The sequence below is a fragment of the Raoultibacter timonensis genome, from assembly GCF_022845715.1.
GTDB classification, from domain to species: domain Bacteria; phylum Actinomycetota; class Coriobacteriia; order Coriobacteriales; family Eggerthellaceae; genus Raoultibacter; species Raoultibacter timonensis.
The window spans coordinates 3,925,114-3,949,676 of sequence record NZ_AP025564.1 but is presented as its reverse complement, the minus strand read 5'-3'; the positions used below and the strand labels follow the sequence as shown (position 1 = coordinate 3,949,676).

At 58.2% G+C, this 24,563-nt stretch carries 17 protein-coding genes; 12 read left to right on the top strand and 5 right to left on the bottom strand.

Going from position 1 to position 24,563, the window contains the following annotated elements; genetic code table 11:
- Nucleotides 1-63: 63 nt before the first annotated feature.
- Complete coding sequence (locus MWL89_RS15980; protein WP_102380301.1) at nt 64-528, top strand: hypothetical protein; 465 nt, start codon at nt 64-66, stop codon at nt 526-528.
- 51 nt (nt 529-579) lie between these two features.
- Nucleotides 580-2,154: an FAD-dependent oxidoreductase gene (locus tag MWL89_RS15975; protein WP_244387387.1), complete on the top strand. Its 1,575-nt coding sequence runs from the start codon at nt 580-582 to the stop codon at nt 2,152-2,154.
- 119 nt (nt 2,155-2,273) lie between these two features.
- Here MWL89_RS15975 and MWL89_RS15970 read toward each other — a convergent pair whose 3' ends face one another.
- Nucleotides 2,274-2,558, bottom strand: a complete 285-nt coding sequence (locus MWL89_RS15970; protein ID WP_244387386.1) for a hypothetical protein — start codon at nt 2,556-2,558, stop codon at nt 2,274-2,276.
- A 21-nt stretch (nt 2,559-2,579) separates the two neighbouring features.
- Complete coding sequence (locus tag MWL89_RS15965) at nt 2,580-2,759, bottom strand: hypothetical protein (RefSeq protein WP_244387385.1); 180 nt, start codon at nt 2,757-2,759, stop codon at nt 2,580-2,582.
- Between the two features lie 225 nt (nt 2,760-2,984).
- Here MWL89_RS15965 and MWL89_RS15960 point away from each other — a divergent pair, with 225 nt between their 5' ends.
- The 9 genes from MWL89_RS15960 (at nt 2,985) to MWL89_RS15920 (ending at nt 18,895) form a co-directional block, all read left to right on the top strand.
- Complete coding sequence (locus MWL89_RS15960) at nt 2,985-3,566, top strand: QueT transporter family protein (RefSeq protein ID WP_244387384.1); 582 nt, start codon at nt 2,985-2,987, stop codon at nt 3,564-3,566.
- Between the two features lie 149 nt (nt 3,567-3,715).
- On the top strand, nt 3,716-5,038 hold the full coding sequence (locus tag MWL89_RS15955; RefSeq protein WP_244387383.1) for a glycosyltransferase family 2 protein: 1,323 nt from the start codon (nt 3,716-3,718) through the stop codon (nt 5,036-5,038).
- Between the two features lie 153 nt (nt 5,039-5,191).
- Entirely contained in the window at nt 5,192-6,052 is an 861-nt protein-coding gene (locus tag MWL89_RS15950; protein ID WP_244387382.1) for a sulfite exporter TauE/SafE family protein, read from the top strand.
- 48 nt (nt 6,053-6,100) lie between these two features.
- Nucleotides 6,101-7,444: a sensor histidine kinase gene (locus tag MWL89_RS15945; RefSeq protein ID WP_244387381.1), complete on the top strand. Its 1,344-nt coding sequence runs from the start codon at nt 6,101-6,103 to the stop codon at nt 7,442-7,444.
- A 359-nt stretch (nt 7,445-7,803) separates the two neighbouring features.
- On the top strand, nt 7,804-11,046 hold the full coding sequence (locus MWL89_RS15940; protein WP_244387379.1) for a cell wall-binding repeat-containing protein: 3,243 nt from the start codon (nt 7,804-7,806) through the stop codon (nt 11,044-11,046).
- 103 nt (nt 11,047-11,149) lie between these two features.
- Nucleotides 11,150-11,578 carry a MarR family winged helix-turn-helix transcriptional regulator gene (locus MWL89_RS15935; RefSeq protein WP_244387378.1) on the top strand — a complete coding sequence of 143 codons (429 nt, stop codon included), beginning with the start codon at nt 11,150-11,152 and terminating at the stop codon, nt 11,576-11,578.
- Between the two features lie 11 nt (nt 11,579-11,589).
- A complete protein-coding gene (locus tag MWL89_RS15930; protein WP_244387376.1) occupies nt 11,590-14,817 on the top strand; it encodes a cell wall-binding repeat-containing protein in 3,228 nt (1,075 codons plus the stop codon).
- A gap of 94 nt (nt 14,818-14,911) precedes the next feature.
- The gene (locus MWL89_RS15925) at nt 14,912-17,848 is read left to right on the top strand and encodes a cell wall-binding repeat-containing protein (RefSeq protein WP_244387375.1); all 2,937 of its coding nucleotides are present in this window, start codon (nt 14,912-14,914) and stop codon (nt 17,846-17,848) included.
- Between the two features lie 147 nt (nt 17,849-17,995).
- Nucleotides 17,996-18,895: an acetamidase/formamidase family protein gene (locus MWL89_RS15920; protein ID WP_244387373.1), complete on the top strand. Its 900-nt coding sequence runs from the start codon at nt 17,996-17,998 to the stop codon at nt 18,893-18,895.
- A gap of 377 nt (nt 18,896-19,272) precedes the next feature.
- Here the strand turns inward: MWL89_RS15920 and MWL89_RS15915 are convergent, their stop codons facing one another.
- The 3 genes from MWL89_RS15915 to nrfD are packed head-to-tail and all read right to left on the bottom strand — an operon-like array spanning nt 19,273 to nt 21,664.
- A complete protein-coding gene (locus MWL89_RS15915) occupies nt 19,273-20,241 on the bottom strand; it encodes a slipin family protein (RefSeq protein WP_244387372.1) in 969 nt (322 codons plus the stop codon).
- Complete coding sequence (locus MWL89_RS15910; protein WP_244387371.1) at nt 20,231-20,677, bottom strand: GntR family transcriptional regulator; 447 nt, start codon at nt 20,675-20,677, stop codon at nt 20,231-20,233. Before MWL89_RS15910 ends, MWL89_RS15915 begins: the two co-directional genes overlap by 11 nt.
- 48 nt (nt 20,678-20,725) lie before the next feature.
- Nucleotides 20,726-21,664 (bottom strand): NrfD/PsrC family molybdoenzyme membrane anchor subunit, encoded by a 939-nt coding sequence (gene nrfD / locus MWL89_RS15905; RefSeq protein ID WP_244387370.1) that lies wholly within the window; start codon nt 21,662-21,664, stop codon nt 20,726-20,728.
- A gap of 167 nt (nt 21,665-21,831) precedes the next feature.
- On the opposite strand from nrfD, the gene MWL89_RS15900 reads away from it, so the two are divergent.
- Nucleotides 21,832-24,561, top strand: coding sequence for a molybdopterin-dependent oxidoreductase (locus MWL89_RS15900; RefSeq protein WP_244387369.1), 2,730 nt, complete (start codon nt 21,832-21,834; stop codon nt 24,559-24,561).
- Nucleotides 24,562-24,563: the final 2 nt, after the last annotated feature.

The window sequence follows — 24,563 nt, the reverse complement described above, 5'->3', positions numbered from 1 at the left end:
GGTGTCGTCACCTAATGCATGGGTGGGGCATCTAGGGAAGGAATCAAGGAGAAGGGAAGTACCATGAAAGAAAAAGCAAGAGGCAACGCGTGCACTCGCTTGGCAACGATCATTGCATTGGCAGTTGTTGCGGTTCTGTCGTTTGGCATGCTTGCGGCATGCAGCTCGGGTTCGAGTTCTTCAGGTGGTGGTGCGACTGCTACCGATGAGGCAACCATGACTACGAAGACGTTAGTGAAAACTGCCGCAAACGAGCTCGCGCTTGTTGATTGGGATGTGTCGGCAGATGATAGCCCGCTTACCATTTCAAGCGATGATTCTCAATATGCAGATTACATCGCCGATCTGAGCAAGCTTACCGGATTCAACATCGAGAGCCTGACCATGACAGTGGATATTGCGACGACCCAGGGTGCGGAAATCGGCGCAACCCACGAGTTCACAAAACTGAACACCTACACCATCAAGAGTTTGGATGCCGTTGTCGATTCGAAGAACATCACGTATGCCGACGGCGATTTCAAATAGCTCCGGGAATACTGACCAACAAACCGCTACGTTTTGAAAGAGGGAAGAAACATGGCTGAACTTACGAGAAGAAACTTTTTGCTTGGTGCGGGCGCAGCCGGTGCGGCCATAGCTATGGGCGCTGCTACGAATCTGGCATACGCTGCCGACAAGAAGGCCGATGAGAAAACCGACTACGCTAATCAGGTATCCGAGGAACTTACTTGCGATGTGTTGATCATCGGCGGTGGCCTTTCGGGCACGTGCGCGGCTGTGCAGGCGGGCGAAAACGGCGATAATGTGCTGCTAATCGAGGGGCAATCTGCTCTGGGCGGCAACGGTACTGGCGTCGAATGCACGAACGCCTATGGCCTGCATCCCAATTCTTCGGAGACTACGCTCGGCGAAATGGTCGCATTCGAGACCAAATCTCAGGCATATACCATTAATCCGCTGCTGGTTCACGATATGGTTGGACATGCAGCTGAGAACGTGCAGTGGCTTATCGACAATGGCGTCGAATACGAGGCGATCGAGGATCTTGACCCTGCGTATCTCGAGATGTACAAGGCAGGACGTTATCGTGCTGAATTCAGTTTCGACTTCGTGTACAAAGGGGGAGCCGCTGGCGTAGGCTACTTCCCGGCAATGAAAAAGAAACTGCGCGAGTACGGCGTGAACCTCCGTCTCAATACGCGTGGACGTGATCTTATCTTGGACGAGTCGGGTAATGTCATTGGCGCGTATGCCACCGACACCTACGGTGACACCATCAAAATCAACGCGAAAGCCGTCATTATTGCAACGGGCGGATTTGGCGAAGACGAGGAGCGCATGGGCAAGTACGGAGTCGATCTGAACGACATTCGCATCATCGGCACGCCCGGGCACTACGGCGACGGCGTCACCATGGCCATCAATGCGGGCGGCATTGAGCACGGAGCATCGGCTTTCGGTATGACCAACATCATCGGATCCGCTGGACCTTGGGGCCCCATTTGGGACAAGCTCTGCTGGGGCGGACCGAGCCTGTGGGTTGATATTCACGGCGAGCGTTTTTCCGACGAAGCGTGCTCGGCATACACGCATAACATGGAGCTCCAGAACGTTCCCGTACGCTTGAACGGCGGTACGTGTTGGACCATCATGGATTCGAAAATTCTCGAAACGATGCTCGATGGCGACGAGGAAGCCGCCCAGCTTTGGGATGAGATGATCGAGAAGGGCGATGATGCCTACAAGGCGGATTCGCTCGAGGAGCTCGTTGATATCATGGGAGTTGAAAAGGACTTGTTCCTTGAAAATGTGAAAATCTACAACGAGCATGCAGCAAAGGGAAGCGATGACGACTATGGTAAGGATCCCCAGTATTTGATGGAGATATCCACTCCTCCGTTCTATTGCGGCCTTATTCGCGGCGCTCTTGAGGGATTGTACTCCGGCGGCGTGAAGACTGATCGTCAGTTCCGCGTGAAGAAGCCGGGTCGCGACCAAGCGTTTGAAAATCTGTTTGCCGTCGGAGCAGATGGCGGCATGCTGTACAACCACGTATACGGCCTCGATATCAACGGTTCGATGAGCTGCCATGGTATCAACAGCGCCCGCACGGCCGCCAACACGGCCCATGCATACATAAGCGGGAAGTAGGCGAGTACAACCAGCGAAATCCGAAAGTCTGCACATAACGCCGAATGCGTACCGCCTGAAAAAAAGAGCGGATGCTTCATGCGGGCATCCGCTCTTTATGCAACTAATAATCGAACCCCCTACGCTTCGGCGCTGCGTTTGCCCACAAGATGTTCAGCGTCGGTAAGGTGCGAATCGTCGTAAATCTTCTCGGTTGGCGCGAATCTGCCGGTTCCATGCTCTTTGTCGAAGGCGATTTGAGCTTGGGAAAGACCCTTCCAAACAGGTTTGATGTCCCGCGATTTTTCAACTGCCTGCGCAACAAGAGAAGGAGCAATGTAGCCGATCCAGCAGAAAATCGCGCCGTAAAGATTTGCTCCGAGCATGTCGGCGCACTCGCCGCTTATCTTGTGGCCGAGCAGCATCGGTGCATCTTGCGCGGTGAATTACGAGAGGATCGCGAAGGCAGAATCGAGTGTCGAACCCGCCGCCAATATCATGAGAATGCACATGAGCGGATATCCGGCACCTCCCATAGCCTGGCCGAGCGCTGCGGGGGCGTTGCTCAAGAGCGCGTAGCCGCTTAGCGTGCGGTACATGCCGATCGTGCTGATGCCGAGTTCCAAGGGGAGATGCGATAGCGCCCTTTGCGTTACGGCAGTCCCGAACCTTGTTGGCGACATCCGAGGCGATGTCTGCTATACTGCCACCTCGTGTTTGGTTCCAGTGATTTCGGGTGCATGTGCCCGTCGGAAGCCGAGCACCCGCGTTTGCATCGATGGGCCCTGCTCTCGCGGTTTATTCGTTGCCCATAGCCCGCGGCATATGCCGTGAGGAAAAAGGAGAATACCGTGAGAAACAAGAAGACGTCCTACGTCGCCCAAGCGGGCATGATCGCTGCTGTCTACGCGGCGGCAACGCTCATCACCATGTTCCTGTTGCAGGGCCTTGCTTGGGGCCCGATTCAGTTCCGCATCTCGGAGGCGGTATGTGTGCTCGCCGTGCTCACCCCGGCAGCGGTGCCCGGTCTTACCATCGGGTGCGTTATTGCAAATCTCGTTTCGCTTGCCATCAACGGAACCGGTGCGCTCGGTCTGCTCGATGTCGTGTTCGGCAGTTTGGCTACCTGCGCGGGGGCTCTGTGGTGTTGGAAGTTCCGCAGCCGCCCGAAGGTCGCGCTTCTGGGCCCCGTGCTGGCAAACGCGCTCATCGTTCCGGCATATCTCCCGATCTTGCTCCAGGGGCTTGGCTTCTACACGATTCCTTTCACTGACATCAGCCTCGACGGGGCGTATCTTCCCATGTATCTGTTCGGGGTGGTTGCAACGGGCATCGGCGAAGCGCTTGTCGTCTATGTGTTGGGCTTGCCGTTGCTTAAGGCGCTGAAGAGATTCGGTATAGCTGATGAGCCGCGTATCGAAAAACGGGCTTAAGAACAACATTCCGATATACCCGAAATAATTCCCTCGATTGGGTTCGCCGTAGCCTTTAGTTTGGCAGACTGCTATTTCGATGGAGCGCGGTGTTGCAGAGTGCAAAACGGATACAATATCTGCGTATATCCATCGTTATAAGGAAACGAATGAACCCGGTAATCGTCATCCCGACTTATATATCGGCGCGCCGCAGAAAAGAAGGCGGCAACATTCTCGCCACGTACGATCACACAACGCCGCTTACCCAAGCGGGGGAGTTGGGTCGTTGCCTCGATTCTCTGCAGAAGGTGCAGGGTCTCGGTCAGATCGCGATTCTCGTTGTGAGCGAACCTTCGATAGAAAACCAGGCTGCCGAGAAGGTGCAGGCGATAGCCTCCCAGTTCCCGAGCCTGAACGTCGTGGTCATCGGGGCTCCCGAGCACGCACTCATCCAACAGCGCATGGAGCAGCTAGGGCTTGGTCGCATGAACAAGGAGATCGGCCTTTCCGGGTACGGAGCGGTTCGCAATCTCGGGTTGGTGGTAGCCAATACGCTCGGTTTCGATTCGGTCGTATTCGTCGACGATGACGAGATCATCGAGGATCCGGATTTTCTCCAACGGGCAATGTACGGTATCGGGAAGCTTACGAAGAAGGGCATCCCGATTCTCGCCAAGACGGGCTTTTACTACAATTCCGAGGGCACCTACCTCTCGAAGAGCATGGACAAGTGGTACAACCACTTTTGGCAGCAGGGTAAAGCGTTCAACAAGTGGATCACCAAGGCCATGCAGGGGCCGCGGCTTTCGCGATCGAACCACGTATGCGGCGGTTGCCTCGCGCTTCATAAAGAGGCGTTCAAGCGCGTGAGCTTCGATCCGTGGATTCCGCGCGGCGAAGACCTCGACTACCTGTTGGGCTTGCGCATGTACGGCTCGGATATCTGGTTCGACAATCAGTGGAGCCTTGTGCATCTGCCCCCCGAGACGCCGAGCGAGGGTACGCGCTTTCGCCAGGACATCTTCCGTTGGCTCTACGAGTACCGCAAGATGGAGTACAGCCGCACGCAGATCGACCTCATGCAGGTGAAGCCGTCGTCGCTCGAGCCCTATCCGGGGCCGTTCCTCGAGCCCGGCATCAAGAGCCGCATTCGCACGACGGCGTTTCTGCGCAGCCTCGCGCGCCCCGACAAGAAGGCTTACCGCAAGGCGGCAAAAGCCGCGACGGGCGAAGCTACGACGTACGCTCAGCGCAACTGCTCGAAATACTTCGAGTTCCAGTTCGTATGGCCCGAGCTCATGGCTCGTATCGAGAACGACAAGATACTGCGGACCGCCCTGCTGCAGTCGGCTGCGAACCGCCAAGCGAGCGGAAGCGGGCAGCCGAGTCAGCAGCGGACCCGCGCGGCAAACCCCGCGCCCGCAGACGTGGCAGCCGTCGGCATCGATCCCGGATCGACAACGGAGATCCGCCTCAACATCGCCGATTAGGCTCGGATGGGAAACGATCCTGTGACAAGGGGAGAAGCGCTCCTGCTGTAGTGGCACAATCTTCGTGTGCCCAGCGCTTTGCTGCAAGAACGCGGCATTGCACGAGGGATGAACGGCTTTCGGTTTGCGACAGGTGAAAGAAGCGATTGATCGATGGACGTCTTTGTAGCATATATTGCTCCGGTGCTTGTGGGCATCGGTATCGGCATCCTGTCGGGTATGCTCGGCATCGGGGGCGGCACCGTCATGGTGCCGATATTTCGCCTTGCGTTCGACATGAGTGCGATCATGTCGACGGCTACTTCGCTCTTCACCATTATCCCGACCTCCATTTCGGGGGCGGTGTCCCACATCCGCGCTAAAACCTGCATCGTCTCGCTCGGCGTAGCAGCCGGTATCGGTGGCGCCTGCACCTCTCCGCTCGGTGTGTGGTTGGCGACTATCTCGCCCGCATGGTTGATCATGGCGGCTGCAGCGCTGATCATCGGATATTCGGCTGTCAGCATGCTGCGCAAGGCTTTCAAGATGAAGCCCGCGAAGGCGGCGGTGAGCGGAGCGGCCGTGCCGGAAACGTCGAGCACCCCGAACGTCGCACGGCCCAGCGTGTCCGATGAGCAAAACGCGAGCGTTAAGCTTTCCCGCAAGCAGCTGCTCATCGGTGCGTGCATCGGCCTTGGTGCGGGCCTTGCTTCGGGATACGTTGGCGTGGGCGGCGGGTTCATCATGGTTCCGCTCATGCTCTCGCTTATCGGCATCCCCATGAAGAAAGCCTCGGGCACTTCGCTGATCGCCGTGATGATTCTCGCAATCCCCGGCGTTATCGAGCAAGGCTTGCTCGGCAACATCAACTACGCGGCAGGCATTATGGTGGCGGTCGGCTCCATTCCCGGTGCGGTTATCGGAGCGCGGCTTGTGCGCAAGGTGCCAGAGCGTATACTGAGGCTCATCTTCGGCGGCTTCCTGATCGTGGCGGCGATTCTGCTTGTTTTGAACGAAACGGGCGTCATCGCATAAACGGCCTCGGAGGCCAATGGCAAGCACAACGCGGAGGAGATGCGCCTCATGGCCCAACCTAAGAAAACCGACAAGAATCGGCAATCGTCGACGCTGCCCCGCTTCTTCACCCTCGAAATGCTCATGTTCACGTTCGTGGTGCTGTCGGGCTTCATTCTGCTGTACTCGATCGCCATGCCCAACAAGAACATCGGCATTATGGTGGGTGCGGGCATCGTGTTCACGTTCTCGCTCGTTGTGGTTATCCGCTTGCTCATGGACCCCGATAACGTGCGGGCTCGGCAGTCGGACGCCATGCTCAAGCTGGCCAGCCAGACGCTAGCGTGCATGAAGGAGGGGCTGAACAAGTCGTCGGCACAGAAGGTGTGCCGTCTGCTTTTGCCCTCGACGGCAGCGATAGCCGTTGCCATCACCGATAAGGATCAGATACTCGGGTACGCGGGCGTCGAAGAGGACCGCAACCCCACTGGCAGCGAAATCCGCACGCATGCCACCCACGCAACGCTGCAAGATGGGCGTATGCGCATTCTGCTGACCACCGAGGACATCGGGTTTCCTACGGAAACGAGCATCAAAGCGGCTATCATCGTTCCGCTTGCGATGGGCGGTCACGTGGAGGGTACGCTCAAGTTCTACTACCGCCGTCCCCATCACATCAGCGAGACGCAGAAGTCGATCGCCGAGGGATTCGGCAAGCTGCTTTCGACGCAGATGGCTGCCGCCGCCCTCGAGCAGCAGACCAAGCTCGCGACAAGCATGGAACTTAAGGCGCTGCAAAGCCAGATCAACCCTCATTTCCTTTTCAACACCATCAACACGATCGCTTCGCTTATCAGAACGAACCCCGAGAAAGCCCGCATCCTGCTCCGCGAGTTCGCGGTGTTCTACCGCCGCACGCTTGAAGATTCGGCCGAGCTGATCCTATTTGCTCGCGAACTCGAACAGACGCTGCGGTACTTCTCGTTCGAGGTGGCGCGTTTCGGCGAGGATCGCGTTTCGATCGATGTCGACGTCGAGCCCGAGGTCGAGGATATGATGGTGCCGCCGTTTTTGATCCAGCCCCTAGTGGAGAACGCGGTGCGTCATGCCATGCCGTCAGAGGGAATGCTCGAGATCGAAGTGAGCGGTGTGCGCGAAGGCGACGATGTGCACGTGCGCGTGAGGGACAACGGCGTAGGCATGACCGAAGAGGCGCGACAGAACATCCTCCATCCGCAATCGTCAAAGGGGCTCGGCATCGCCGTCAAGAACGTGAACGACCGCATCCGCGGGTACTTCGGGCCCGGCACTCATATGGAAATCGAGAGCGAACTGGGCAAGGGAACCGTGGTAACGCTTGTGCTCAAGAACGGAGCGATTCGCGATTTTCCTTCGATTGAGGATGCCCGCTAGAAAGCGGCTGTATGGCGTCGGATTGTCCGCAAGCCAATCATCAGGATAAACGAATGCAAGGCGGCCCGGGTACAGGGCCGTTTTGTGTTTTGATCCACCACATCCGCAAAAAACTTAACTAATTATATAAAAGTTCTTGCATTCTTACCTAAAAATAGGTAATTTATTAATCAATTGAGCCGGAACCCAGAAAGGATTCACTATGGCGAAATCTGTGCAACAGCGTGGCATGGCTGTCGTGCTTGCAGCATGTCTCGTTCTGCAACTGGGGGGTAGTAATTTCTCCGCCTTCCGCTAGTGCAGAAGACGACCCAAGCGCGCACCTGCTAGCAAGCTATGCCGATCGGTCGGAATCCCGATTGTCGACCGATCAGTACAACGATCTTTTGACTCCGGCCAAGTTCGGTAAACTCTCCGGTGGAATCGAGATAGAGATTCCCGGATGGGGCGGCGAAGAGGTGGGCGTCGGCTTTTCCGAGGCCGCTAATACAACTTCTTACATAGCTCCCCTCGCGGCAACCCAGGTTTCCACCGAGGCGGGGTTGCAGGCGGCCCTTTCGGCTCAGGAGCCGGAAATCGAGATAACCGCCGGCTTTCCCATCACATCCACCAACACCATACAAGCGAATTACGACGTGCTTATCTTCAGCGATGAGGCGAGCCCCGTAACGCTTACGCGCGATTCAGGATTCAAGGGCGCGTTCTTCCTGACCACCGGCGGCGGCAAGATCACGCTGCAGAACATCGTGCTCGACGGCGGCGGCGATGCCATTGCGGGCGTTACCGGATCGCTCGTCGAGGCGAACGATCAGGGCACAATCACCCTCAATACCGGTGCGGTGCTGCGCAACAACGTGAAGTCCGCAGGCAACGGCGGCGGCCTCAGCGCCATCGTCAACTCGACGGTGCACATCAACGAGGGATCGGTTGTCGAGTACAACAAGACTCCTGGTGAAAACCACGGTATTGGCGGCGGCGTGTACGTGAGCCAGTCGTATCCCTACAACGACGCCTCGAAGCTGTTCGTTTCGGGCGGTACGATCCAGTACAACGAAGCCAAGGGCGGCGGCGGTGGCCTGGCAACCGGCTCGACCGTTGTCGAGGTGCAGATGACGGGCGGCGATATCGTCTACAACAAATCGACCCCCGACTACCTTGGCGGCGGCGTGTGCACAACCGGTTTCTTCGAGTTTTCCGGCGGTTCCATCTCCCACAACATCGGTACGCGCGGCGGTGGCGGCGTCTATGTCAGCAGCGGCGAGTTCACGATGACCGGGGGAGAGATCTCCGAGAACGAAGCCATCGTCGGATCCGGATGGGGCGGCGGCATCTGGCAGGGCGCAGGTGGATACACGCAGATCCTCGGCGGTTCCATCTCTGATAATAAGGCGAAGTACGGCGGCGGCATCTACCATGAATACTATGAGCCCTATAATGCTAAAACCGGTATCGTGATCTCGGGCAACGCGGTCATCAGCGGAAACAGCGCCACCACGACGGGCGGCGGCGTAGCCATCCTCATGCCCGACAGGAGTGCTACGCATCAGCGCGTCTTCGAGCTTTCCGGCAACGCGAAGATCACCGGCAACACCTCGAAAGACGTGGGCGGTCTTTCCATCCAGGCTGAGAATGCGAACGTGAACGCGCTCATCACCCTCGGTGGCGATGCGGAGGTTTCCGGAAACACTGCAAGCGGGCAGGCCGGAGGCATCTACCTGTGCGGTGTCGATGCAGAAATAACCGACGCGTTCACCGTATCGGGCAACACGGCGAAGTACGGCGGCGGCATCCGGCTCATGCCGTTCAGCTCCTCGCTGTCCACCGTGCTGAAACTCAGCGACGACGTGACCGTGTCGGGCAACACCGCAGAGCTCGGCGGCGGCGTGTGCCTGTCGAGTGGCGTTTCGCTCGAAACGGCCGACAGCGTTGCTATCGACGGCAACTTCGGCGATCTGGGAGCCGGCCTGTTCTTGCTCGGCAGCACGGCTACCGTCGGCGGCGCGAGTACCATCGACGGCAACAATGCGAATCTGACCGGCGGGAGTACGGCGAACAACGCGGCCGGCGGCATCTATCTCACGCAGACGACCGCTGGCGATACGTCGACGGTGAACCTGATCGATACCGCATCGGTGTCCGACAACGATGCGGTCAATGAAACAGGCGGCATCATCATCGACAAGGGCGGCATTCTGAACGTCTCCGATTCCGTAACGATTCTCGGAAACGGTTTGGCGGGCGGGTCGTCCGGCATCGCCGTATATCCGAACTCGACGCTCAACGTATGGGATACGCCGCAGATCGGCGCATCCGACACCGATAACGGCGTGTTCCTTGCATCGGGCATGTCGGCTACGGTTCCTGCGGGTAAAGATTTGCTTGCGGGTGCTCGCATCAATTTCGAAGGTCTCGAAGACGGTGCAGCCGAAGGTGCGCTCGTTGCCAAGCGTGCCGACGCATCGGCGGCGGTTACCGACGAATCGGCCTTCATGGCTTGGACGGCTGGAACCTATTCTGTCGTTCGCAATGCATCGAACACGTCCGAATATGTGCTTGAAGCCAAAACGGATGTCGATGTTCTCACGATTGCACGGCTTTTCGGTTCCGAGCGCTATGAAACTGCAAGGCAGGTGGCAAATTACGAGCGCGATATCTCGATGGAGGATGTGTTGATCGTCGCATCGGGGCATAACTACAACTTCCCCGATGCCCTTGCGGCCAGTTCGCTTTCGGGAGCAAATGGCAATGCGCCCATTCTGCTTACCGATCCAAGTGTGCTGCCCGCGTCAACGCGCACGCTTATCGGGCAAGCAGCTTCGGCGACGAAGGTATACATCATCGGCGATACGCCTTCTGTTTCATCTGCCGTAGAGGCTGAGATTGCCTCGGTGCTCCCTTCGGCGCAAATCGTTCGACTTGCCGGGGAGACGCGCATGCGCACCGCAGAGCTCATTTTTGATGAGATCGGGACGAAGGCGTCGAAAACGGCCATTATCGCACGTTCGATGGATTTCCCGGATTCGCTGTCTGCGTCTTCGTGGGCGGCTTACACGGTAAGCCCCATCTTCTTGACCGACTTCGCGGAGACGGGACTTGCGCAGACTACTATTGAGGCGCTTGCTTCAGGTGGCTTTGAGCGAATCGTTGTGATGGGCAGCGAGCTTTCAGTGCCCGCCTCGGTGGTCAACCAGGCACTTGCCGCAACAGGCCTTGCTGATGTTGATGTTGTTCGCCTTGGAGGCGCTGATCGCGTGGAGACCTCGGCTCTATTTGCCGAGTGGGCAACTGATTCAGCACGTGGTGCCGAGGCCCTCTCCTACGATAACCTTGCACTTACTCGAGCCGACTCGCACTCAGATGCGCTTGCTGGTGGTGCGCTGCAGGGCATGCACGGATCGGTGATTCTTCTTACTTGGACCGATCGGGTTCACCCCGCTGTTCTCTCAGCGATTCAGGCCGCCGAGTCTTCGGTTTTGGAAGTTCGATTCTTCGGTGACGAAAAATCGGTTGCCGTACCCACCATGCGTGCATATGTAAACGCCATTCAGTTCGATGAACCTTCTTGGAAGCCCGATGATTCGGTGGCTTTCGATCTCAGTTAGAAACAGACTGGCAAGGCGCAAACCGCTTACATATCCCGCCCGACTACGGTTGGGCGGGAATGGACGAAGCATTTTTGAAAAACAGTAGTGATTGGAGCTCGCAATGGACGAATTGCTCGCTCTGAAAGCCGACATCGATGCGATGCTCAGAGCAAAATACGGCCACTTAACAGGACGAGAGTATCTCATCCTCATTGCCGTTGCGGCTCGTAAAGGGCACGCGACCCTCACCGACATCGCGCGCGCAAACCGGTGTTCTACGCAGGCAACGCGAGCGTTTGTCGAACGGCTTGAAGAGAAGGACTACCTCGTGGTGTCCGATCCGGACATCGGCGACAAGCGCACGATCGATATCGCGCTCACCGAAACAGGCGAGCAGCTCATCGAAAGCTGCCCGATCGATCTTGAGACGAGAAAACGATTGGTTGATCTACCTCCCGAAGCGCTCAATGCGGTGTCGACGGCGGTTGAACTGTTCAGCGAATGGGGTTCGGTCGACGAACCCGAGCAACGGGCGTTTTGCTATTTCTGAAAGGAAACTCTATGATTAAATCGATGAAGGCGCGGGGGATGGCGGTGCTGCTCGCTGTTTCCCTCGTGCCGTTCACAGGAGCCGGGCAGGCGTTTGCCTCGCCAGGCGGCGAATCCCTCGGATTGGATGCGGCCTCCCCGATAGAAGTCGAGCCCATCTATCTCGATATTCCCGAAATCGAGCGACCCTTCGACGGGCCGACCCAATATGTAGCCGATGAGTCTGCGCAAGCGGTCGAGCCGGGCATTGGGTCATTGTCGGCCGACGAAGGCGGCATCGGGCTTTTGAGCGCGGTGACTACGTTCAGCGATCTCAAGGCTGCCATCGCGGCGGCACCAGACGGTGGCACCGTCGAGGTGGGGGCTGATATCGAGCTTGAGGGCCTGATCGCTCTTGCGGCTAACAAAACCGTCACGCTCACAAGCGAGGCGGGCGGCACCTACACGTTGAGCCGCAGCGCCACGGTTCCATACCTGAGCGATCTGTTCCAGGTATCCGGCGGTGCGAAGCTCGTGCTGACCGACATTGTCATCGACGGCGGCGGTGCTGCCATAACCGATGTGACGGGCTCGCTTATCAGGCTGGGCGCAGACGGCCACCTTGAGGTGAACGACGGAGCTGTGCTGCAGAACAACATCATCGACATGGCCAGTTCGAGCGGCTACAACCTGCGTTACAACGGCGCTGCCGTGAACGCGGTCGGCGAAGGCGCCACGATGGTGTTCAACGACGGGTGCCTGATCGACGGTAACTCGGCTCCGAAGCAGGAGGGCGACAGCGGCCACGGCGGTGCGGTTTCCGGATCGCATCATTTCGAGGGCACTCCCTCGATTGAGATCACCGTAAACGGCGGGACGTTCTCGAACAACTCTGCAGGTTCGGGCGGTGCGTTCTGCGTCGGTCGCAACTCGACGCTGACCGTCAACGATGGCGAGTTCCTCAACAACACCGATCTGAACTACTTTGGCGGCGCGATCTGGTCTGCCGGTGTGCTGAACATCTACGGCGGTACGTTCGACGGCAACGTGGGCAGCCGCGGCGGCGGCGCTGTCAGCTACATGGGCGATGTCAGGTACGGCAGCTCGTTTACCATGACGGGCGGAACCTTCACGAACAACACAGGAGGCGGCTTGGGCCTCGGCGGCGCCATCAATTTGTGGGGCAACGGACCGGTCTCTATCACCGGCGGTACGATCGGAAGCACCGACCCTGCCGATGGAAACGCCGGCGTAGCCGGCGGCGGCATTTGCGCTGTCACCGAAAAAGGCGGTTCCCCTATTGTGATCGGCGGAACGACGAAGGTTCTCGGCAACTCCGCATCCGACGTTGGCGGCGGCATAGCCTACACCACAAGCGATAACAACGAGGATAACGGAACGCTTACGCTGTCGGGCGATCTTGAGGTCGCTTACAACAGCGGAAACCAGGTTGGCGGCGTGTACATCAACAACGGCGACGAGAACGGCGGCGCTATCATGAGCGCCAGCATCCTGGACAACGTGTCGATCCACGATAACGAGACCGATACCAACGCGGGAGGCCTGTACATGGCAGGCTACACTGGTACCGTTTCTGGCAACGTTTCGATTGCCGACAACACGGCTACGAGTACGGGCGGCGGCGTCATCCTCACGCAGCGTATCGGTAAAACTACGGGCGACTTCACGTTCTCCGGCAACGTGGAAATCTCCGGCAACGAGGCGAACATCGCAGGCGGTATCATTCTCTCGGGTGGTTGTACGGCAACGTTCGCCGATGATGCTTCGGTAACCGATAATGCGGTCGCTGGCATCGGCGGCGGCGTGTACATTGCCAAAAACGCCACGCTCAACATGACGGATCGTTCGGTTGTGTCGGGCAATACCGCTGACGTGCTGGGAAGCGGCGTTCTCGTTATAGAGCCTTCGACGCTCAATGTGCAAGACACCACGCAGGTCGGAACGTCTGGCACCGATAACGGGATCTATTTCGATTCGAGCACCTACACTACGATTCCCGTGGGCGAGAACCTGCTTGCGGGCGCGCGCATCAACGTCGAGGGCCTTGAGGACGGCGCGGCGATCGGATCGCTTATCGCCAAACGCGCCGACGGTTCGACTGCGACTACCGACGAGTCGACCTATATGACCTGGACGCCAGGCGGGTTCAGCGTTGCACGCAGTGCGACGGAGGCATCCGAGTACGTGCTCGATGAGGCGCCTCCTGCAGGTAAGGCGCTTTCTATCGCGCGTCTCTACGGTGCCGACCGCTATACGACCGGCAAGCAAGTTGCCACGTATGGACGTGATATCTCAACTGAGACTACGCTCATCGTTGCTTCCGGCCACAACTACAATTTCCCCGATGCGCTTGCGGCGAGCTCCCTTTCGGGCGCCCTCGGCAACGCGCCGATCTTGATGAGCGATCCAAGTTACTTGCCTTCGGCGACGCGCGACGTGATGGCTGCGGCAACCTCGGTTTCCAAGATCTATATCATCGGCGATACCCCTTCGGTGTCGGCAAACGTTGAGGCGGAGATCGCGGCCTTGCTGCCTTCCGCTGAAATCGTTCGTCTTGCCGGTGCGACGCGTATGCAGACTGCTGAACTCGTGTACAAGGAGCTCGGGGCGTCTGCTTCCAAAACCGCTGTCATCGCCCGTTCCATGGACTTCCCCGATTCTCTCTCGGTATCGTCTTGGGCAGCACATACGCAAAGCCCGATCTTCCTGACCGATTTTGCGGAAACCGGGTTGACCCAAGGAACGCTCGATGCGCTTGCTTCGGGCGGCTTTGAGCGAATTCTCGTTCTTGGCAGCGAGCTTTCGGTGCCCGCTTCCGTTGTCAGCCAAGCGCTTGCAGCGACGGGTCTTGCCGACTCCGACGCGATCAGACTCGGCGGCATCGATCGAGTGGATACTTCGGTCAAGATCGCCGAATGGGCTACCGATCCTGCCCGTGGTGCAGAAGCTCTCTCCTACGACAACGTAGCGGTTACCCGCGCCGACTCGCACACCGACGCACTCGCTGGTGGGGCGTTGCAGGGCATGCACGGTTCGGTAATTCTGCTTACCTGGACTGACCGCACCCATCCTGGCGTACTGTCGGTTATCGGTTCAGCGGAAGACGGTATTAACGAGATCCGCTTCTTCGGTGACGAAAAGTCTGTTGCCGTCAGCACCATGCAGGCCTATGTGAAGGCAATCCAATTCGAAGATCACGCCTGGAAACCCGATAACTCGGTGGCGTTCGATTTGGGGTAGGCAAGGCGGCAGCTAACCGATAGCTGTCTGGAAGAGTCGCCCCGGGATCGGTCTCGGGGCGACTCGCATTCACGAGTTGAGAAAGGAACAAGGTATGGAATCAACACCAATGCGGAAACCGCTTACGTTTTTTCTCGCAGCGCTCCTCGCTGTATCGCTTGTACCCTTTGCGGGCGCGGCGTATGCCGATCCTGTCGATGGGGGCGAGCGTGCCGAAGAGGTTGCTGCGGGTGAGACCGCTGCGACGACAGACGAGCTTGGGCTGGCAGCGGATGCTGCAGCCGTTCCGCAGGCTCAGAGCGGTTCGAACTCCCAATCTGCCGTCGGCGATGGCATCGGCGCGCTCGCCGTGGCCGATGTTACGGTAACGAATTTCGGTGAGCTGCAGGCTGCGATCACCGCAATCACGAGCGATAGCGACCCCAAAGGCACGATCATCATCGGCCAGGACTTCGCGTTCGACAGCGCGATCGATATCGACAAGCCCTGCGAAATTCTCATCCAAGGCAACGGCAACACGCTCACGGCTGCTTCGAGCAGGCACTTCCAGGTATTGTCGCTGGCCAACGTCACCATCGTCGATACCGTGCTCGACGGCGGCACCACGGCGGGCGGCATCAACCTGATCAACAAGGGTGTGCTCGCGCTCGAGCGCACGACCATGCAGAACTGCAGTGCGCCCTCGGGTCGCAACGGCGGTGCCATCAACACGTTCGGCAACACGGCAGCCGATGCGGTAACGCTGACGATCAGCGACAACTGCCTGTTCAAGGATAACGTCGCCAACACGACCAACCCCCATTCCGCCGGCGCTATCGCGCTGCAGCGCAACACGGTGCTCACGATGTCCGATACCATTCTCGAGGGAAACACCGCGCGCGGCACGGGCGGGGCCATGCACATCATCGGCGGGTCGACGACGCAGAACGTCCAGGCGACGTTCACCAACGTGACGTTCGACGACAACGAGAGCCTCGATTCTCAGGCGGGCGGCATCGCCATCAAGGATTACGCCACCGTCGTGTTCGACAAATGCACGTTCACCAACAACAAGGCCTTGTGGAGCGGCGGGGGATTGTTCTCCGATCGCTACTGCGATATCACCATCACCGACTGCGTCTTCACCGGCAACGAATCGAGCGGATCGAACCAATCGAGCGGCGGCGGCCTCGGCTTGAGCCTGTACGACAACGCGGCAACCGCGTTTACGATGACCGGCACCCTGATCGAAGGCAATACCGCCACACGCGGCGGCGGCGTCACGTTCAGCACGTTTACCGACTACGAGATCTCGGACTGCACGATCATCGACAACACGGCGACCGACGAGGGCGGCGGCGTGTACGTGAGCAGCGCCGTTTCGGGAACGCTTCCGACTTCGGTGACCATTGCCGATTCCGAAATCAGCGGCAACACCGCAACAAACGGCGGCGGCCTGTTCGGCGGCCAGTACAAGACCTACAACTCGCAGATCAAGCTCGAAGGCACGACTGTCTCCGACAACGTGGCAACCGAAGACGGCGGCGGCGTGCACATGCAGGATGCGACGCTTGCGACGCTGTACGCCGATGCAGCGACGGTCTTCTCGGGTAACACGGCGGCTACGCTGCACGACCTGACCGATCCGGCGCTCATCGCGACGCACGGAACGAACATCCTGACCGATACGAAGTCGACGCAGCACGTGGCCTATGCGTACAACAACTACGATGTGAACCAGGTGCTCGGCCCGCAAATCGTTCTTTCGACGATCACGTACGATGCGAACGGCGGCACGGGTGACGATTTCTCCGAAACGGTGCTCACCTCGTCGACGTATGCCGCAAAAACGGCAGCCGAAGTCGGTTTTTCAAAGGGGGCCGACGAATTCCTCTACTGGACTACTACGGCTGATGCCGAAGACCCGTCGGCTCTGACCTACCGCGAGGGCGAGACGGTGGCGCTTCCGAGCGACGGTTCGGCGGTGACGCTGTATGCGCAGTGGAAGGCCGAGGATCCCACAGAAGTGCTTTCTATTGCTCGCCTGTTCGGCAACGAGCGCTACAAAACTGCACAGCAGGTGGCAACGTACGATCGGGACATTTCGACTGAGCCGGTACTTATTGTGGCTTCAGGGCACAACTACAATTTCCCCGACGCTCTTGCCGCAAGCTCTCTTTCGGGTGCCAGTGGCAACGCTCCAATTTTGCTAACCGACCCAAGCTCCCTTCCATCATCGACCCGTGAAGCCCTTGTCGCGGCTACGTCGGCGTCCAAGGTGTATATCATCGGCGATACCCCTTCGGTGTCGGCGTCGGTCGAAGCTGAGATCGCACAGATTCTACCCACTGCTCAGATCGAGCGTCTTGCAGGGGCGACGCGCATGCAGACCGCCGAGCTTATTTATGACGAAATCGAAACCCGTTCTTCCGATACGGCAATCATTGCTCGCTCTATGGATTTTCCCGATTCTCTATCGGTCTCCTCGTGGGCGGCTTATACCAACAGTCCCATCTTCCTGACCGATTTTTCCGAGCAGGGGCTTACCCAGGGCACGCTCGATGCCTTGGCGCGCGGCGGCTTCACGCGGGTTCTAGTGCTTGGCAGCGAGCTCTCCGTACCCGCTTCGGTTGTTGAACAGGCGATTTCTGCTTCAGGGCTTTCGGCTTCCGATGTTGTGCGTCTCGGCGGCATTGATCGCGTAGACACTTCGGTCAAGATCGCCGAGTGGGCTACCGATCCATCGCGCGGAACCGAGCAGCTTTCCTATGACAAGCTGGCAATAACGCGTTCCGATTCGCATTCCGATGCGCTTGCCGGTGGAGCGTTGCAGGGCATGCACGGATCGGTGATCCTGCTCACCTCAACCGCAGTTGTTCATCCAGGCGTGCTTTCGGCTATTGCCGCTGCTGAAGCGGAAATTAACGAGATACGCTTCTTCGGCGACGAAAACGCAGTTGCCGTCGATACCATGCGTTCCTACGTGAAAGCCATTCAGTTCGACCAGCCTTCTTGGAAGCCCGACGATTCGGTTGCGTTCGATCTGAATTAACGCGAACCGCACCGAAGTTCATGCACGTTCGATGCGCCACGCCGGACTCCGGTGTGGCGCATCGTCGCTGTGAGGGGTATGCTTGAGCCGAGCGCAGCAAACTGCGCGCTTTTCGCAGGTAGGTGTTTGATTGGAAGGACGCTGAACATGAAAGAGCTGAGCGACGAGAAGACGCTGTTTGCCTTTGCTCGGGACTTGGAGCCGGCGATGACGGTCGAATCGGGCGAAACCGTTCGTATTCGTACGAAAGATTGCTTCGGCAACCAGGTGCAGACACCCGACGACGTGCTCGACGAGATCGATTGGGATGCGATCAACCCCGCAACGGGTCCGATCTACGTACGGGGCGCGAAGCCGGGCGGCGCTCTCAAGGTCGAAATCCTCAACATCGAACTCGATGCTCAGACCTCGTCGTGCACGGGCAAAGACGAGGGCGTGTGCGGCGATAGGTTCGATGCGTGGAGCACGCACTTGTGCGCCATCGAAGGCGATAAGCTCATCTGGAACGACAGGCTCTCTATCCCGCTCAATCCTATGATCGGCGTTATCGGCGTGGCACCTGCGGGCGAGCCAGTCAACTGCGGCACGCCCGGCTCTCACGGCGGGAACATGGACAACACCGCCATCACCAAGGGAGCGACGCTCTACTTTCCCGTTGCGGCAGAAGGTGCGCTGTTCGGATGCGGCGACATGCATGCCGCTATGGGCGATGGCGAGATCAGCGTTTCGGGCGCCGAGGTTGCCGGATGGGCGACCGTGCGGCTGACGGCGCTGCCCTCTATGCGGGTGAAGAACCCGCTGATCGAAAACCAGACCCATGTAGGAGTGATCGCTTCAGCGGAAACGCTCGACGAAGCGGCGTCGATCGCGGTGCACGACATGGTGCGCATGGTAAGTGAAGCGACGAATACCGCAGAAGACGAACTCGTCATGCTGTTCTCGCTCACGGCTGACGTGCAAGTGTGTCAGATGGTCGATCCCGAGAAGACCGTGCGCTTCATGGTGCCGAAATACGTGCTCGACGCATACGGGTTCGCGCTTTCATAGGCTCGCCCGCTGCTTTCGGGTGCCGACGGCGGCATGCGTCGGCAGGGCGCCGAAAGCGGTTCGGAGGCGAGCGGCAAGGTGCCGGATCGTGTCAGAAAAATACAGTAATTCGTTGCTCGGAGCATCCAGAGCCGCGAATCCGAGGGTATCCGCCCCGAAGCTATGGAACCGTCCCAGATCAGCGGCATGGCCTCGGAATCGGCTATAGAGCGGATATCGAACGGCGACGAATTGCTTCGTTTTTTTGCCAACTTTCCGCCAGCTGCGGGCGGTTCCATCATGAACCCACGCCGGCGCGCCCGCCGTTTTACCGCTGCGCTGCTGTCAGCGTACCTCTCGCGCCGCCGCCGGCTTCCGGCGGATCGAAGTGGGCGGGGTTACTTGCCGGCGATCTTCCCCAGCGCCTCTGCGCTGTCGTCGGTGAAGCCTTCTGCGTAGGCGCTCGGGACTACAACGGCGCCCTTCGACTCCTTGATGCCCTCGTTCAAGAGGTGCATCTGCCGAAGTTTGAGCGCTATCTCGTCGTCCCGGTAGATGTCGCTCGCGTTGTGCAGCATGGCGGCGATGTCCTCCTCGACCTCGGCAAGCATGACGCGGGCGTCTTTTTCGCGCTCGGCTCGGGCTTCGGCCGACATGGCTTCTTGCAACTCTTTCGGGATGACGATGTCGCGGATTTCCACGAATAGGATTGAAACGCCCCAGATGCTCGTCTTGTCCTCGATCGAGGCCTTCAGCTCCTCGTCGAGCTGGATGCGGTGAATGGCAACATCGGTAACGTTCTTGCGGCCGATAGCGTCGCGCAAGGCTGCCTGCGCGGCAAGTGCTACGGAGTCGTAGTAATCCTCGACCTCCATGCAGGCTTTTTCGGCATCCCACACCATCCAGAATACGGCAGCATCGACGTTGACAGGAACGAGGTCGGCCGTGAGGGTTTCTTCGGCGCTGAAGCCGGTGAGCATGACGCGCTGGTCGGCGCGCAGCGCTATGTGCTCGATGAAGGGAATGGTCCAGTAGAGTCCCGGGCCGACGGTTCGGTTGAATTTTCCCAGCCGTAAGATCACGACCTTCTCCCATTGCGGTGCAATGCGAATGGAGAATACGGCCAGTACGGCAAGCGCGATGGCAAGCGCAACGATCCAGATGTTGATACCGCCGAGGGCATAGGCTCCGAAAGCTCCCACGACGAGTGCAACGACCACGAAGAGAAACGCGGAGAAAATGATGCCGGCGTTTTCGTCGGTATGGCGGGTTTTGGGCGAATTGTAATTCTCTATCTGCAAAGGTTCCTGGCGCTCGATGCGACGTGAGCCCATCGGCGCCGCGCTCTTCTGTCTGTTACCCCTCATCGGTGTACTCCATTCTCTCCTCTTGCGCTGCTGCGGTCTTGTCCGCCATGTCCTGCGCGATGCTGGAGAATCGCGCTCTGATGTCTTCGTAGGTGAGTCCGAGTGCCCGATACTGGCGTATACAGTCTTCGAGCTGCACATCGACGGCGATTTCTGCGGGTTCGGCTTCGCCGGGGATGTTCTTCTGGACGTACATACCGCGACCTCGAACGGAAACAATCAGGTTCTCAAGCTCGAGATCGCGATATGCTTTGGTCACGGTGTTGTAGTTGATCTTGGCATCGGCTGCCAGACTGCGCACGCTTGGCAGTTGCTCTCCGGGTTTGAAGTATCCGGTTCGAACGAGGTAGGCGAAACGATTCCGAAGCTGCACCCAGATGGGCAGATCGGACGTTTCGTCTACGACGAAAAGGCTCGGTTGTTTCTCAGCGGTCAAAATGGTACTGGCTCCTTTCGCGCTGCGTTGCTCGATGCGGCGCTTTCATCAGTGTACCCCGCATATGACCACGCAGTAGCGCAAACAGAAACTGCCGATAAGGCAGATGACGTCGGATACGGGGATGGTGCGGCAGTCTTTGTGCATGAGCGAGTTCAGCTCGAGTGCGAATGGCACGAGTATGCCCATGCCGATTACGCCGACAACGGCGGTTGACAGCATGGCGGGATCCATGAGCAGCGCGACCGAGTTTGCCGCTGCCGGTTTAGTGAGGGTGGCATGGACGAAGAACGCAAGCGAGATGCCTTCGAGTACAAGGCAGGCTAAGTGTGCTTTCTGCAGAGGCCTCGCCGCGCGCAGGAGCAGCGTTTGACCCTGGATGAAGTAGTCGATTAAAAGTACGACCGATACGCCCGACGAGAGGGCGGAGAAGAAAAACAGGGCAACGAGCGACCACTCGTGCCAGAGGGGAACAGCAGCCTGACTTGCCAGGAGCACACCCGTATATCCCATTACAGCGATAGAGCAGATCGCGCAGAGAACCTCGAGCACGCGCTTTACTCGTCCATCGAGGAAGGGAATCTTGAACACATTGGCAAGCGCGAGGAGCAATCCCAGGATGGCCTCGACGGCAAGCGCGTAAGCGCCGAATGTCATGGGTGTCGGTCGGGGGCGAAAAAAGAGCAGAAGCGCACGATCGGGATATTGCAGATCGAACACGAGGCAGGCAAGCGAAACCGCGAGCATGATAAGGCCGATGGTGTATACGCGCCCCTTAAGCGCTTTGAATGCAGTGCGAAGGCGTATGTGGTGGCGTGCGGCGGTGTCGGAACGATAGAATCCGAGGCTCCAGGCGGACATGACGAAGAACGCGCCAGCGGATGCCCCGCCGAGGAACAGGTATGCAATCACCAGGGAACCGAAGAAGGATGTTTCCATGCGGTGCTCGGGTACTCCTGTTCTCAGCGTCTTACGAACTTCTCCCATTATCGGTCATTTCGAGCCAAAGTGGAATACCCATTGACTGAATTGGTGAATCGGTATAGTATGACACCATGTCGGGTGGATCCATGCACCGAGCACGTTCCTGCAGGCTTGCTGATGGGCAAACGGACTCGTACCCGCTACTATGGAACCAAGGCAAAGGGGGATTTATGTCTTTACTGGATGGAAGTATCCGCCGCCGCGATTTTCTCAAGGGCGGTGCCGCTGCTACGGCAGCCGTCGCAGCGATGGGCCTTATCGGTTGTGCGCCGAACGGAGGCAGCGAAGCGGGTGCCAAAGAAACCGACGCCGATGGAATGAACCCGCATGTCGTGGAATCGGATACGGCGATTCTTGGCGACGAAGGCTCATGGGTAACGGTTGAATGCTGGGCGAACTGCGGAGGCCGCTGCGTCAACAAAGCGTTTGTCAAAGACGGCGTTGTGCTGCGCCAGAAAACAAACGACGATCAAGAAGATACGCTTGAAACGCCGCAGCAGCGTTCGTGCCCGCGCGGCCATTCGTTGCGCCAGCATGTGTTCAACGCCAACCGTTTGAAGTATCCCATGAAGCGTAAAAGCTGGCAGCCGGGCGGCGGAGAGAACGCCCATGGCGACTTGCGCGGCGAAGAAGGATGGGAGCGCATCAGCTGGGAAGAAGCGCTCGGATACGTTGCCGAGGAACTGAAGCGCGTCTATGCCGATTACGGACCCCGTTCGGTTGTGTGCATGGGAACGGAGTGGCAGGTGTTGAACCTGCTTGGGGGCAGAGTCGAGTGGAACAGCACCGAATCGTACGGCAATTGGTATCTGGCACCGATCCAAATGGGCACCACCGTTGGCAATGGCTTTCCCGATGCGCTGCTCATCAACGACCGTCTCGATATGCTCAACGCCGACACCATCGTGCTGTACGGCATCAACCCCGCTTGGCACAACGGGGGCAATCCTTCGTACTACTATCGCCTTGCCAAAGAAAACGGGACGGAATTCGTATTCGTGGGGCCCGACTACAATGTATCCGCTGCCATGCTGGACGCTCGCTGGATTCGCGTGCGGCCCGGTACCGATACGGCATTTCTTCTGGCAGTCGCCTACGAGATGCTGCGACTCGACGAATCGGGCGAAAGCGTCGTCGATTGGGATTTCCTGCACACGTACTGCGTCGGGTTCGATGCCGAATCCATGCCCGAAGACGCTGCTCTGGATGAGAATTTCAGGGAATACGTGCTCGGCACGTACGATGGGCAGCCGAAGACGCCCGAGTGGGCGGCCGAGATCTGCGGAACGCCGATAGAGGATATCACCTGGTATGCGCAGAAAGTCGGGAAGCAAGACAACGTGACACTGCTCCACAGTTACGCGCCGTCTCGATACAAGGGCACGATCGATTTACCGCAATTGTTCATGACCGTAGCCTGCATGGGAGGTCATCTGGGGCGTCCCGGCAACGCATGCGGAAGCGTGTTTAATACCGAATCGGCCAACGGCGGTCCTCGTCTTGTCAAACTGGGAAATCCGAGCAAAAGCGCTACGGCTCCCAATCCGCTTGAGCGACCCGAGATTTGCAAGCCGGAAATCTGGAGGAGCCTCGATGAGGGCGTGTACTACAATCGCGGCGGCTACCGCAAGGGCCCGATCGATAACAATTTCCTTCCTCAGGAAGAGATCCGGTTCGACCCGAAAATCATCGTGAACGATTTCCATAATCCTCTTCAAGCGACCGAGGACATCAATCGCGGCATCAAAGTCTTCAAGAAGATGGACATGGTGGTTGATGTTCACTACCGCTATACGCTGACAAGCCAGTACGCCGACATTCTTTTGCCGTGCACGACGCCGTGGGAAGGCAACCTCGATAAGAACAAGGGCGAATTGGATGTTGCTACGACAAGCACGATGCGTCTCTCGCGTTTCCAATGCAGCCGCGATATGATCCTTGTGACGCAACCCATCATTGCGCCTATGTACGAAGCGAAGAACGAGACGTGGATCTTCAGCGAGCTTGCGAAACTACTCGATCTCGATCCGAGCGAACTGTATCCGATCAGCGACATCCAGTCCTATTACGACAAGATCGCCGGAGCCGAGGTGATCGATGTCGACGGAGTCACCTACAAGACGCTCGTTACGATCACCCAAGACGATATCGATGCATGGGATGTGGAAGGCGAACCGCAGGAAGGCGTGATCTCCCTGCAAGATCTTCTCGAGCAGGGCATGTACATTGTGCCGCGCGAACAGGGCGACAACCTCGGCTATATCGGCTATAAGGATTTCATCGACGATCCCGAGGCGAACCCGCGAGGCTCCGCAAGCGGCAAGATGGAGATCTACTGCCAGGCGAAAGCCGATAGCATCAATGGAATCGGGTATGCTCAAGAAGAACTCAAGCCGTACCCGACGTATCATCCCTCGACTTACGAGAACAGTTTTTCCAATTGGGAGGCCAAGGAGAGCGGGACCTATCCGTTTCTTATGTATCAACCTCATTATCTCAGGCGAGCCCACACAAACTACGACGAGAACGTGTGGACTCAAGAGGCGTTCCAAAATCCTGTATTCATCAGCGCAGAAGATGCCGCCGCCAAGGGAATTGAAACCGGAGATACAGTGCTGGTGTTTAACGATGCCGGCAAGGTTCTTCGCCAAGCGAGTGTAACCAACCTCATCATGCCGGGTGGTATAGCTATGCCTCATGGGCCGCGAACGTATCTCGATCCCGAAACGGGCATCGATTTCGGCGGCAACGAGAACATGTTGGTTGATGCGAACACGCAAGACGAGTTCTTCCCCCATATGAACGGCTACAACAGCTGCCTTGTTGATTTTGAAAAATACGACGGTGAGGCGCTGTCAGCTGATTGCATGAGGGAACCTGTTCTTTGGACGGAGGAGTAGAT

Bases quoted from the DNA above. Each gene is read 5' to 3' on its own strand.
- MWL89_RS15980 (WP_102380301.1), top strand. From the start codon at position 64: ATGAAAGAAAAAGCAAGAGGCAACGCGTGCACTCGCTTGGCAACGATC.
- MWL89_RS15975 (WP_244387387.1), top strand. From the start codon at position 580: ATGGCTGAACTTACGAGAAGAAACTTTTTGCTTGGTGCGGGCGCAGCC.
- MWL89_RS15970 (WP_244387386.1), bottom strand. From the start codon at position 2,558: ATGCTGCTCGGCCACAAGATAAGCGGCGAGTGCGCCGACATGCTCGGA.
- MWL89_RS15955 (WP_244387383.1), top strand. From the start codon at position 3,716: ATGAACCCGGTAATCGTCATCCCGACTTATATATCGGCGCGCCGCAGA.
- MWL89_RS15950 (WP_244387382.1), top strand. From the start codon at position 5,192: ATGGACGTCTTTGTAGCATATATTGCTCCGGTGCTTGTGGGCATCGGT.
- MWL89_RS15945 (WP_244387381.1), top strand. From the start codon at position 6,101: ATGGCCCAACCTAAGAAAACCGACAAGAATCGGCAATCGTCGACGCTG.
- MWL89_RS15935 (WP_244387378.1), top strand. From the start codon at position 11,150: ATGGACGAATTGCTCGCTCTGAAAGCCGACATCGATGCGATGCTCAGA.
- MWL89_RS15930 (WP_244387376.1), top strand. From the start codon at position 11,590: ATGATTAAATCGATGAAGGCGCGGGGGATGGCGGTGCTGCTCGCTGTT.
- MWL89_RS15925 (WP_244387375.1), top strand. From the start codon at position 14,912: ATGGAATCAACACCAATGCGGAAACCGCTTACGTTTTTTCTCGCAGCG.
- MWL89_RS15920 (WP_244387373.1), top strand. From the start codon at position 17,996: ATGAAAGAGCTGAGCGACGAGAAGACGCTGTTTGCCTTTGCTCGGGAC.
- MWL89_RS15915 (WP_244387372.1), bottom strand. From the start codon at position 20,241: ATGAGGGGTAACAGACAGAAGAGCGCGGCGCCGATGGGCTCACGTCGC.
- nrfD (WP_244387370.1), bottom strand. From the start codon at position 21,664: ATGGGAGAAGTTCGTAAGACGCTGAGAACAGGAGTACCCGAGCACCGC.
- MWL89_RS15900 (WP_244387369.1), top strand. From the start codon at position 21,832: ATGTCTTTACTGGATGGAAGTATCCGCCGCCGCGATTTTCTCAAGGGC.